Source organism: Terrisphaera buseokensis, assembly GCF_047521145.2.
Classification (GTDB): domain Bacteria; phylum Verrucomicrobiota; class Verrucomicrobiia; order Opitutales; family Opitutaceae; genus ER46.
The window spans coordinates 3,508,132-3,520,606 of record NZ_CM134186.1; the positions used below are offsets into that span (position 1 = coordinate 3,508,132).

Sequence of the window (12,475 nt, forward strand, 5' to 3'; positions counted from 1 at the left end):
TTTCCCGCCATGTCGGATCCCGCCAAGCTCACGCCCATGATGCAGCAGTACTTCGAGGTGAAGCGCGGGCTGCCGCGCGACACGCTGCTGCTGTTTCGGCTGGGAGATTTCTTCGAGCTTTTCTTCGACGACGCCGTTACTGCTTCCCGTCTGCTCGGCCTCACCCTGACCAAGCGGCAGGAAACGCCCATGGCCGGTCTGCCGTCGCAGGCGCTCGACAACTACGTTTCCAAGCTGCTCGCCGCGGGGAAGAAAGTCGCCATCTGCGATCAGGCCGAGCCCGCCAAGCCCGGAAAACTCGTGCGCCGGCAGCTCACGCGGATCCTGTCTCCGGGCACGACGCTCGCGGCCAACCAACTCGATGCCGCGCGCAACCATTATCTCGCCGCGCTCGCCCTCGACAAACAGGGGCTGCATGCGGCGTGGCTGGATTTGTCGACCGGCGAGTTCCGCGTCGCCTCTGATGCGCATATCGCGAATCTGCTGCCCGTGCTCACCGCGCTCGATCCGGCGGAGCTGCTGATCATCGAGGGTGAACGCGAGCGCTGGGCCGCCGTCCCGCATGACCAGACCGCGGTGCACGCGCTCCATGGTTTCGCGTCCGAGCGGCTGGCGTCCGAACTTCCCGGATACCACTTCGACGCCGTCACCGGCGCGAAGACCGTGATGGACACGCTGGGCGTCCTGAATCTGCAGGGCTTCGGCCTCGCCCACTCGCATCCCGGACTCGGGCCCGCGGGCGCGCTCGTTTACTACGCGACCGAAAATCTCTGCGCCAAACCGGAGAACCTGCGCGGCCTGCAGGAATATCGCAGCACGCGCACCTTGCTGCTGGATCCCGCGACGCTCCGCAACCTCGAGATCTTTTCGTCAAGCCGCGGCACGCGCGACGGCTCGCTGTTGCACGCGATCAACCGCACCGTCACCGCCGCGGGTGCGCGTCTCCTCGAACGCTGGCTCGCCGCGCCCACGCTCGATCTGCCCGAGATCCAGCGCCGGCAGTCGCTGGTGGGCGAATTGCGCGCGCAACCCACGCGCCTCGCCGAAGTGCATGAGTTGCTCGGCACCGTGCGCGACATCCCGCGCATCCTGGGACGGCTGCAGAACCGGCTGCGCAATCCGCGCGAACTCGGCGGCGTGCGCGATACGCTCGCGCAGATTCCCGGACTGCGTCACGCGCTGGCCGGCTTTGGTCCGGACGCGCGCCTCGCCACGCTCAGTGCGCAGTTGCAGGAACTCCCGGCTTTGCGCGATCTGCTCACTCACGCGCTGGCCGATGATCTCCCGAACGATCTGAGCGACGGCAATTACGTCCGCGCGGGCCACAACGCCGAACTGGATCGGCTGCGTTCGCTGACGACCGACAACAAGACCTGGCTCTCCGACCTCGAGCGCGCCGAGCAGGAACGCACCGGGATTCGCAGCCTGAAGGTCAGGTTCACGAACAACTTTGGCTACTACATCGAGATCACGAAGGCCAATCTCCACCTCGTGCCGGCCGACTATATCCGCCGGCAGACGACCGTCGGCGGCGAGCGCTACGTGACCGAGGCGCTCAAGCTGAAGGAAAAGGAAATCTTTCACGCCGAGGAAAACGCCCTCGCCCGCGAGCTTGAGTTGTTCAACGCGCTCGTCGCGGCCGTGCTCGACGAATCGATCGCACTCGCGCAGACCGCGGAAACGCTCGCGGAGCTGGATGTCCTGACCGGTTGGGCGTTGCTTGCCCGCGACTGGGATTACGCGCAGCCCGTGCTCGACGACGGCGAGGTGCTCGAGATCACGGAAGGCCGCCATCCGGTGGTCGAGCAGGTGCTGCGTTCGCCCGATGCCGCGCTCGCCCGCGGTGCCACCGCGGCCTTCGTGCCGAACGACACCCTGCTCGCGTGCGACGACGCGCAGATTGCGTTGCTCACCGGTCCGAACATGGCGGGCAAATCCACCTACATCCGGCAGGTCGCCCTGATTACGCTGATGGCGCAGGTCGGCTGCTGGGTGCCGGCGAAAGCGTGCCGCGTCGGCCTTGTGGATCGCATTTTCTCCCGCGTCGGCGCGAGCGACGACCTCGCCCGCGGCAATTCGACCTTCATGGTCGAGATGAACGAGACCGCAAACATCCTGAACAACGCCACCGATCGTTCGCTGATCATTCTCGATGAAATCGGCCGCGGCACGTCGACCTACGACGGCCTGTCGATCGCGTGGGCCGTGGTCGAGCATCTGCATCGCGGCCCGGAACGCGGACCGCGCACGCTGTTCGCGACGCATTACCAGGAGTTGACGCAGCTCGACAAACACCTGCTGCGGCTGCGCAACTTCTCCGTCGCGGTGAAGGAATGGAACGACGAGATCGTCTTCGTGCGGCGCGTCATTCCGGGCGCCGCTGATCGCAGTTACGGCATCCAGGTCGCGCGACTCGCCGGCCTGCCGTTGAGCGTGATTGATCGCGCAAAAACCATTCTGGCCAAACTCGAGAGTGACGACACCGACGTCTCGCTCCCGGCGGCGACGCCGCAGGCGCGGCCGAAGAAGAAGATTTCCGTCGCGCCGGCGGACGACTCGCAGCTGAGTTTGCTGTGAAGGGTGGAAGTGCGGGGCATCGAGCCTCGGGGTCCGTGGCTGGGACGATGGCTGGGACCGCGACCGCCCCCGGTCGCATCGGATTAACGGCGACCGGGGGCGGTCGCGGTCCCAAGTGGTCGCCAGCCTAGGACCTCGCGCGCACGAACTGAATTTTTCCCTCAGCCGCGCTTCAACGCCCACAGCGCGCGGGCCTGCGTGATCGTCTTCTTCAGGATTTCCGGCGTGAGCGCCTGCTTCGGATCGTCACCGATGCCGTGACTCGGACTCACGTGGGCCTCGATGCAGAGACCGTCCGCACCGTACGCCACCGCGGCGAGCGCGCAGGCCGGCACGTACGAGGCCTTGCCGACCGAGTGCGACGGATCGACGACGACGGGCGCCCAGGTCTTTTCCTTCAACAGCGGCGTGATGCTCTCGTCGGGATGGTTGCGGTAGCCGTCCAGGGTCGGCGACGTGCCGCGCGGGCACAGGATGATGTTCGGGTTGCCGAACGCCGCGATGTACTCGGCGGCCGAGATGAACTCGCTGATCGGTCCCATGTGCATGCCGCGTTTCAGCAGCACGACGACGTCGCGCTCGGCCACGGCGCGGCCGATGGCGCGCAGGAGCGAGTAGTTGAGCGCGTTGCGCGCGCCGACCTGGAGGCACTTCACGCCGGCATCGAGCGCGAGCTTGATGTGCGCCTCCTCCATGACCTCGGTGTCGACCGGCAGGCCGGTCCGACGCGCGCCTTCCATGAGGATGTCGAGCGACTTCACGTCACCTTGAAACGAATACGGGTTCGTGCGCGGCTTCCACACGCCGCCGCGAATCATGTTGGCGCCGGCTTCCTTCACCGCGGCCGCCGTTTCGTAGAAGTAATTCGGGTTCTTCGGGTCGATCGTGCAGTTGCCGGCAATCACGAAGAGCGACTCGCCGAGCGTCGTGCCGTTGATCACGATGCGATGGCTCGCGAGATCCGAGCGTTTGTCCATCAGCTTGAACGGCGACTGGATGCGGTCGATGCGCTCGATGTAGTCGAGGCCCTCGAGCCGGTTGATCATCAGTTCGTCACGCTCGTCCCCGACGATCGCGTAGATTGTCCGCACCGCTCCGATGATTGGCTGAATCTTGCAGCCAAACTCGGTCACGATGGCAGTCACCGTGGCAAGTTGTTCGGGCGTGAGGCGGTTCGTTTTCGGGAGGATCATCGCAGGCGGAGGTGTGACAGAATAAACAAAAGGAGCGGAATCAAGGATGCTCCAAACCGCGGCCCCGTTTGTCCATGCTGTTCCTCCCGGCGAACGGCCGGCCCGGCCTGGCTCCCGGAGCCCTACTCCGGCAGCACCCGGGCGAACTCCTCCGGCAGCGGCGCCGTGGCTGCAAACGCGTGCGTTCGCCCCCGGTACTCGTAGTCGAACGCCGTTTGCATCGAGTGGAGAAACAGCCGCTTCGTCCCGATGACTTTCGCGAGCGCGCGGTTGCGGGCGAAATCCCCGTACGTCTGATCGCCGACGATCGGCAGGTGGCGTTTGGCGCATTGGACGCGCAACTGGTGACTCCGGCCGGTGCGCGGCTCGAGTTGGAGCAACGCAAGCCGCGGATCGCCGTCACCCGCGCGCAGGACGGTCATGACCGATTCCGCAGGGATGTGGCCGGCGTGCGCCGCCGTGCGAATCTGGCCGCTCCGCTTTTCCACCGCGAGCCGATCGCGCCAGGTCTCCGCTGGCTGGCGTGGCGCGCCGAAGACAAGCGCCTGGTACACCTTTCGCACGGCCTTGCGTTTGAAATGCGCCTTGATGACGTCCGCCAGTTCCGCGCTCGTCGCGGCCAGGATGACCCCGCTCGTGGCCGAATCGAGGCGGTTCAACAACCAGAGCCGACGCGGGCCCGGACTGTCCGCGGTCGGATCGGTCCATTGAAAATATTCCCCGTCGGTCGCATACGGTGCGATGAGCAGGGACCGACGCTCGTCGCCGGGTTCGTTCGGATGCGACAACACGCCCGCCGGCTTGTTGAAGGCGATGACACCCTGCGCATCGTGTCCGATCAGCGTGACCTCACGGCCAAGGGGCAGCGACAAACGGAATCGGTCGGACGCGCTCACGGACTGGAGAAGGTGTACGCTCCCGTCGGGACCGCAGGCGAAGGCATTCGTCGTGACATCGCGCGAGGACAGAGCAACCGCGGCCCGCTTTCAAGCCGTCAGGAAATTCTCGTCGGCCCGTGCGCACCGCAGAGCGTGCCGCGTGCCGCTACCCCACGCGGGGCGGCGGTTTGGTGGAGTGTTTCGACGGCTTCGGCGGCATGGAAAAGGGTCCGTGTCGGGCGCGAAATTCGCGCGGCGACAACCCCACATGGCGGCGAAAGAGTTTGGAGAAGTGATAGGGATCGGCGAGGCCCACGGTCTTGCCTACTTCGGCAATGGGCAGCGTGGTGCTGAGCAACAACGCCCGCGCCTCGCGCAGCTGGCGGTCGATCACGTGACGCTTGGCCGAAACGCCCAGATGCCGCCGAAAGAGTTTCAGGACGTGCGAGCGGCTGCGGCCGACGAGCGCCGCCATTTCGCCGATGCGGGGGCCGAGGTGGTAGCCCCGTTCGACGTGCACCAGCAGGCGTTCCAGTTCCTTGGGCCGCGGGGCCGCGGGGGCGACGACGGACGCCGTGGCGCGGAGCAGTTCACCCACCAGGAGCAGGCCGAGCGCGCGCGCCTCGGTCTCGCTTCGCGCCGAGTGCAAATACCATTGCACCGCATAGTCGATCAATCGTCCGATGGGGGCTTCGGTTTCCACCCGCAGTCGCACGACACCGGCGAAACCGGGCCAGGCCACGTCGCCCCGGTCCGGCGAATCCCAACCGGGCTCACTCCGTTCGTGCGGAACGTTGGCGAGCCAGCGCGATCCGGGGCGATACCACGGCACGAGATGCACATGCGAGGTGAACATCGGCGACGCCGGCGACGGCCGGTACGCGATGCGCCGGCCCCACGGCAGGACATACAGATCGTGCGGCTCGAGCGGATACGTCACGCCGTCCACCGCGAATTCCCCGCGTCCGCTTTTGCACCAGAACAGGCCGCGGCTTTGCACGCAGCCGTTGGCGAACGCCTGCTGGGCCGCGAACTGGAAAAGCCCAGCACGACACACGGCCGGCGCGTCTGTCGGCGCCGCGACGCGGGGGCTTGGGGCGGAAGACGGCATAGGACGCAAAACAACAAGTCTATCCCCACTTGTCCATTTTTCCCGGGGGTCCCGGGTGCTATGCTCGGTTCACCCCACTGCCATGAACCCCACTGTCCCGCGTCTGGTCTTTTTCGTCGCCTTGTTCACGCCTGTGCTGCTCTGCGCGCAGGCCAGCGGATCAAAGCCGGCCACCTCCCCCGCCGCAGGGTCGGATCCCATCGTGTTGTCGCCGTTCCTCGTCGATACGACCGGGGAAAGCGGCTACCAGGCGACGTCCACGCTCGCCGGCAGCCGCATCAAAACCGACCTGAAAGACGTCGCGGCCTCCGTGACGGTGTTGACGACCGAGTTCCTGGATGACCTCGGGGCCAAGGATGTGGCGGGCGCGATGGCGTTTGTGGCCGGCGCCGAGAACGACTCGACCTACCATGCTGAACCCGTCGCCGCGCTCGGCGGCGCCAACGGCTACGTTGGCTCGGACTTTGGCGACAACAACAACCGCTCCGGCGTGATTCGCGTGCGCGGCCTGGGCGCCGCGTCGACGACGATCAACTTCATCGACACCCTGGGTTCGACTGATCGGTACAACACGGAACGCGTGGAGTTCCTGCGCGGCGCCAACTCCATTCTCTTCGGTTTGGCGGAACCCGCGGGCCTGGTGAACTCGTCCACCAAGCTGGCCAGCACCCGCAAACGCGCCACGCGGGTCGAGAACAAGATCGATCAATTCGGCTCAAACCGGGTCATGCTCGATCACAACGAAGTGCTGATCCCCGGAAAACTCGCGGTGCGTGGCGTCGGCCTCTTCAGCGAACAACAGTATCAGGTCAAAACCGCCTTCCTCCGCGACAAGCGGGTGTTTTTCACGGGCACCTACCAGCCGTTCGCGGGCACCACGGTGCGCGCCTACGCGGAAGGCGTGACGAGCTTTGGCCGCCGGCCGAACAATCGCACCGTGCAGGACAATGTCTCGGGCTGGCTGAGAGCCTACAATGCTTACGCGCCGCAGCTGACGTCCGCCCAGGTCGCGCAGGCGTTCTATTGGGATCCGACCGTGCCCAACGCCGATGGGATCGCTCCCGCCACGAACGTCACGCTGGCGAACGGCACCACCGTCAATCTCGGTCTTATCCGCCGGCCGCTGGACTCACTCGCGAATGGCACCGCGCTCATTTACAGCGGCAACGGCCAATGGGCCAGCCCGCTGGACAACGTCGCCACGATCTTCGCCGCGCGCACGATCACCGGAGCCGCCCCCGCGGCCCTGACGAGCCGCAGCCAATTCGCCCGCAGCGGCGACGCCCTCGAAAACACGACGATTCTCCGCGCGGACCCCCAGGTCACCGACAAGGGCATCTTCCCGTACGACACCGTGGAAATCGGCGCGCTGCCGGGCTCATATCGCAAGGAGCACATCCGTCGCTTCAACGTCAGCATCGACCAGCGGATCACCGCGGATCTCTACCTGTCCGCCACGGTCCAGCGGGAAACCCGCGATTTCGATCAGTATTTCGCCATCCTCTCGCAGACGAACCAGATCTCGATCGACATCAATCAGAAGCTGCCCGACGGCCGCGTGAACCCGAACTTCCTGCGGCCCTTCATCTATGGCCGCAACATCGCCGAGCGCGGCGACGCCACGTACACGAACACGCTCGTGCAGGCGAACTACGACTTCGATTTCGCGAAGAAGACCGAGACGTTCGGCTGGCTCGGGTCGCATCGCCTCACCGGCGTGTACACGAAAGCCGACCGCGACACCTATGGCACGCGCTACCACTACCAGTTCGACAGCGACATCCCGAATGTGCTGCCGGCCGCGGCCACCGGGGCCAACGCCACGGGCCAGACGTCGCGCTATGTCATGCAGCTCTGGTATGTCGGCGACCCCGTGAAGGTCGGTGACACTTCCCTACGCTTCACGGGCTTCCCCGACAATGTCGCGCGCATGCAGAACCGGTCGTATGATTATCTCTACTACAACAATCTCGCCGCCCCCGCGACGTGGCAGCGCTCGCCGCAGCAGCTCCACGTGGGCCAGGGTCTGATTCCCAACGCGGCCGTCCGCACCTGGCAGATTCAGAAGAATTCCGGCGAGGGTGTGTCGCTGCAGAGCTTTTTCTGGAAGAGCCGGATCGTGACGCTGCTCGGTTGGCGACGGGACAAGGTGGAATCCTCGCTGCGCTCGCTGCAACCCGACAGCCAATTTCCGTTTCCGTCGCTGCCGGGCAGCAGCCGCAGCGAGTTTCAGTCCACCGGCACGACCTTCAGCAACGAGCGTGACACGAGGACGGAGAGCATCGTCTTCAAGGCCACCGACTGGTTGCGCGTGCTGGCGAACCGGTCGGAGAATTTCGCCGCAACCAGCCCGCGGCAGGACAACCTCTACCGCGCCATCCCGCCGCGGTCAGGGAAGACAGACGAGGTGGGCATCGGCGTTTCCCTGTTCCGCAACAAACTCGACGTGAAGCTCACGCACTTCAAGTCGTCGCAGCTCTTCAATTCCGCCGCGTCCACCTCCGTGCAGAACCGGGTCCCGGCGTTCGAGAACACGCTTTATAATGCGCTGATCAACGCGGGCCGTCAGTCCGAGTGGAACACCGTCGGGGCCAACGGCGCCACCGTCACCACGCCTTACGCCCTGCCCAATGGCGCCATCGCCACCTCGTCCGCGGTCTCGAAGGGTTACGCGCTCGAAGTGTATTTTCGGCCGAATCGGAATTGGGATTTCGTCGCAAGCATCGATCAGACGGAAGCCCGCGTATCCGGCATCGCCCCGGAGCTCTCCGATTTCTTCGCGACCCGCGGCGCGTTCTACAAAAGATATTTCGACGAAGGCATGCGCGTGGACGGCACGACCAACCGGAATCCGTCCACGTCCCAACTGCTGATCGACAATTTCGCAAACGCGGTCGGCATCTCCTACGCGAGCGACGTCCTGCCCGAGGGCAACGCCCGCGCCGGGCTCTCTCCGTACACGGCCAAGGCGGTGGGACGCTACAGTGTTTCCGAGGGAACGTTCAAGGGCCTGAGCTTGGGCACTCAATTGCGCTGGGAATCGGGCAAGGTCATCGGCTACGGCCAGACGACCAAGCTTTTCAACTTCGCGGGACTGCAGAACTACCCCGGGCAGGTATCCGACTTGAGTCGCGAATATAAGACCGGCGCGGTGATCTCCGGCGGCATGTTCATCAACTATTCGCGCCGCATCCTGAACAACAAGGTGCGGTGGAAGGTGCAGCTCAACGCGCAGGATCTTTTCAGCGAACAGGGACTGCGGCGCGTCGCCGTGAACGGCGACGGCTCGCCGGTTTGGGCCCTGAACCCGCCGCGCGCCTACGAGCTCTCCAACACGTTCGATTTTTGATCATCGCGGTGCCCACCGTCAGCGGTGCCAGGACGGCCTCGCAGCCCACGGGCAAGTCCCGCCGCATCCGGCCCTCACCACGATTCCGAGAGCGAAAAAAAGACGACGGGCATTCCGCCCATCGCCCGCGCGTTCACTCATCACGCATTCACGATCCTATGAAAAACCCTCCTGCCCCGACGTTCCGGGGACATGGCCGTTGCCTGCTCGCCGCTGCACTCCTGACCTCGGCCATGTCGGCGCAAACTGCACCGACGCCGGTCGCCGGGAGCCGGGACGAACCCGTCCAGCTGAGCCCCTTCACCGTCGTCTCCGAGAACGACCGCGGTTACCGCGCTGAAAACACCCTTTCCGGTTCGCGACTCAACTCGTCGCTCAAGGACACGCCCGGCGCGCTCGACGTGCTCACGAAGGAATTTCTCGACGACATTGGGGCGACCACCCTCGAGCAGGCGCTCGCGTTCTCCACGAACTTCGCGGAGGACGCCGGTGACTTCGACAGCCAGGGCGTGATCAACACGATTTTTCCCGGCGCGCAGCTCAACGTCAATTTTCGCACCCGCGGTCTCGGCGGCACGATGGCGCGCAACTACCTTCAGACCGACTCGCGCCCGGCCTTCTACACCGTCGAGCGCATCGACAATTCCAGCGGCCCGAACGCGATTCTCTTCGGCCTCGGGAGCGCCGGTGGTGTGGTCAACATCACCACCAAGCGGGCCCAGTTGAACCGTCCCGCCTACGGCCTCGACTTCCTTTTCGACAGCAACCACAGCCGTCGCGTCAACGCCGACGTGAACCAGGTGTTGATCCCCAAGACCCTCGCCCTGCGCGTCAATGGCATCGCCGAGCGCACGAAGAAGTATCGCGCCAATTTTCTCAACAACACCGACGGTATCCATCTCGCCACCACCTGGCGGGCCACGGCGCGTACCGAGGTTCGGGCGGAGTTCGAACGCGAGCACACCACCGGCAGCGTCGCCTATCCTGGTCCGCACCTCGTCAGCACCTATGTCACCAACTGGCTCGACCGCGGCGCGCCGGTCTTCGATTTGCCCGCGAACTGGGAATCGCTCACCGCCGCCGCCCGCAATGCGCTGGTGAATCCCGCGGGCACGCCTGTCGCGTTCAACTACATCGGGGCCGGGGTCAGCCCCGTCGTCGTGCAGAGCGGCGGACAGTCGTTTGTGATCAACGCCGCCCACTCGCTGTTCACCAACGCGAGTCTCGGCAGCAACGATGCCAGCAACCGGCAGTCGATCGACCCGCGCTTCTTCACGCCCCGCGGCAACATCAACGGCCCCGGTGGCCGCAAGGGCATTGATCGCCAGATTCTCACCCTCGCCATTGACCACAAGCTGGCCGAGTCGCTGTACCTCAATCTCTCCGCCTCGCGCGAAACCAGCAGCGCCGACACCTACCAGGCCTTCGCCAACGGCGCGGCCAGCGGCGCGACCATTCTCGCCGACGCCAACCGCACCTTCACCAACAGTGCGCAGATCCTCAATCTCGGCGGCACCGCGCTGGCGACGAATGCCGCCGGCCAGGCGATCAATCCTTTCGCCGGACAATACTACGCCCAGTCCCGCTGGCTGCATCGCACCCAGCACGGCGAGCGCGAGGTCGTCCAGGGTACCGCCGCGTGGCAGTTCAATCTCGGCCGCTGGCTCGGTTCGCATCGCATGGTCGGCACCGTGTCCTACATGGAGAGCGTCTCCGGCAGCGAAAACTTCCGCGACTCGTGGCTTTACGCGCCGTTCAACGCCGATCCCGTCAACACCGGCAACGGCGTCGTCCGCCGCCACTATGCCTCGCCGCTCGACGCCGGCAATTTCTTCGTGCCCGACTGGCGCGACTATCCTGCGCTCACCTGGAACCACCCGACGCGCGGCCCGATCACGTCCGGCTGGGTCACCGAAGGCGAGGCGCTCCGCACCGCCCACCAGTTCTCCTATCTCGCCGCCGCGCAGAGTCGCTTCCTGAACCAGCGGCTTGTGCTCACCGCGGGCTACCGCGTGGACGAAGCCACCGACTACGTTTATGGCCAGACCCGCGTCAGGCCGCCGGGTTGGGAGGCGAGCAACGGGCTGCTCGTGCTGGATCGCAGCGACGTGGCGAAGACCGTCTCGCGCGGCCCGACCCGCACGCTGGGCGGAGTGTTTCACCTGACCCGCTGGATGTCGGTCTATGCGAACAAGAGCACGAACTTCGGCCCGCCCCGAGGCAATGTTGTCGGCCCTGACGCGGTGACGCCGCCCAACACCGCCGGCAAGGGCCTGGACACCGGCCTCAAGTTCGACCTGTTCAGTGGCCGCGTCGCCGTCGATCTCGGATACTTCGATACGTCGAACAACAGCGTGGCCGAGGTGCTCACGCTCAACCTCAACACGGCCGACAGCATCCGCGGCGCCTACAACGCGGTCTTCCCCATCCTTCAGAATCCGGTCGGTGCCAGCCGGCTCTTCAATGCCGCTGATTCCGCGGCCGTCGCCAGCCTGATTGCGAGCTACCCGCTGGTCCGGCCCGTGTACAACGCGAACGCCGATCTCCTCGATCAGGCCAGCCGGGGCTATGAACTGCGGCTCACCGCCAATCCCATGACGGGCGTGCGCGTGCGCGCCACCGTTTCCAAGACTGAGCGCGAGCGCGAGAATCTCTACCGTTTCACGCTGCCGATGGCCGCCCAGCTCCGCGCCTACATCAACGATCTTCAAGCCAGGAATCCGGGCGTGAATGTCGGCAACCTGGCGACGAGCGCGAACCCCACGACGACGATCAACAGCCTGCTCGACGCCTTGGATCAGCGCCTCGATCAGTCCATCGATTCCCTGAGCAATAATTTCGGTGGCGGAAAACTCAGCGCCAACCTCACCGCCAGCTTCGACCTGCCGGGCCGACTCAAAGGCTGGGGCATCACCGCCAGCACCCGTTACAAGTCCGGCGCCTATACCGGCGCCTACGAGGTTCGGCAGGGCGGCGTCGCGGCCGGCGTCCTGCTCGACACCGTTCCGATCTTCGGCAACAGCACGCTCGATCACGATGCGTCGATTCGTTTCCGGACGCGTTTTACCTGGCTCCGCAAAACCGCCGTCACGTTCCAGCTGAACATCCTCAACGTGCTCGACCAATCCGCCCCGATCGTCCGGCGCATGCGGACGGTCGTCATTGCTCCGGGCGCCCCGGCACCGACCAAGGCCGACCTCGTGCCGTCCTCGTATTTCATCCGCACACCGCGGGCCTGGACGCTCACCTCCAAGTTCGATTTCTGAGCCGCCCTTCGAACCTGCTGACGCGGTTGCTCGGCGCGAAGCAGATTCTTCAGCCCTGAGGACTCGCACCGATCGTCAGCGTTCGAATCTCGCCACCGGTC

6 protein-coding genes are annotated in these 12,475 nt (G+C 65.4%); 3 read left to right on the top strand and 3 right to left on the bottom strand.

Annotation, left to right across the window (positions count from 1 at the left end):
• Window positions 1–9 precede the first annotated feature (9 nt).
• Complete coding sequence (gene mutS, locus ACLJEU_RS13185) at window positions 10–2,577, top strand: DNA mismatch repair protein MutS (RefSeq protein ID WP_414664280.1); 2,568 nt, start codon at window positions 10–12, stop codon at window positions 2,575–2,577.
• 161 nt (window positions 2,578–2,738) lie between these two features.
• Here the strand turns inward: mutS and ACLJEU_RS13190 are convergent, their stop codons facing one another.
• From ACLJEU_RS13190 to ACLJEU_RS13200, 3 genes are all read right to left on the bottom strand, one after another.
• Complete coding sequence (locus ACLJEU_RS13190; RefSeq protein WP_414664281.1) at window positions 2,739–3,770, bottom strand: 3-deoxy-D-arabino-heptulosonate 7-phosphate synthase; 1,032 nt, start codon at window positions 3,768–3,770, stop codon at window positions 2,739–2,741.
• A gap of 122 nt (window positions 3,771–3,892) precedes the next feature.
• Window positions 3,893–4,666: an RluA family pseudouridine synthase gene (locus tag ACLJEU_RS13195; protein WP_414664282.1), complete on the bottom strand. Its 774-nt coding sequence runs from the start codon at window positions 4,664–4,666 to the stop codon at window positions 3,893–3,895.
• Window positions 4,667–4,814: 148 nt separating this feature from the next.
• Window positions 4,815–5,759 (bottom strand): helix-turn-helix transcriptional regulator, encoded by a 945-nt coding sequence (locus ACLJEU_RS13200; protein WP_414664283.1) that lies wholly within the window; start codon window positions 5,757–5,759, stop codon window positions 4,815–4,817.
• An 82-nt stretch (window positions 5,760–5,841) separates the two neighbouring features.
• On the opposite strand from ACLJEU_RS13200, the gene ACLJEU_RS13205 reads away from it, so the two are divergent.
• Together ACLJEU_RS13205 and ACLJEU_RS13210 are read left to right on the top strand one after the other, a co-directional pair.
• Entirely contained in the window at window positions 5,842–9,108 is a 3,267-nt protein-coding gene (locus ACLJEU_RS13205) for a TonB-dependent receptor plug domain-containing protein (RefSeq protein ID WP_414664284.1), read from the top strand.
• A gap of 158 nt (window positions 9,109–9,266) precedes the next feature.
• Window positions 9,267–12,374, top strand: coding sequence for a hypothetical protein (locus tag ACLJEU_RS13210; protein ID WP_414664285.1), 3,108 nt, complete (start codon window positions 9,267–9,269; stop codon window positions 12,372–12,374).
• The last annotated feature ends 101 nt before the right edge of the window (window positions 12,375–12,475 follow it).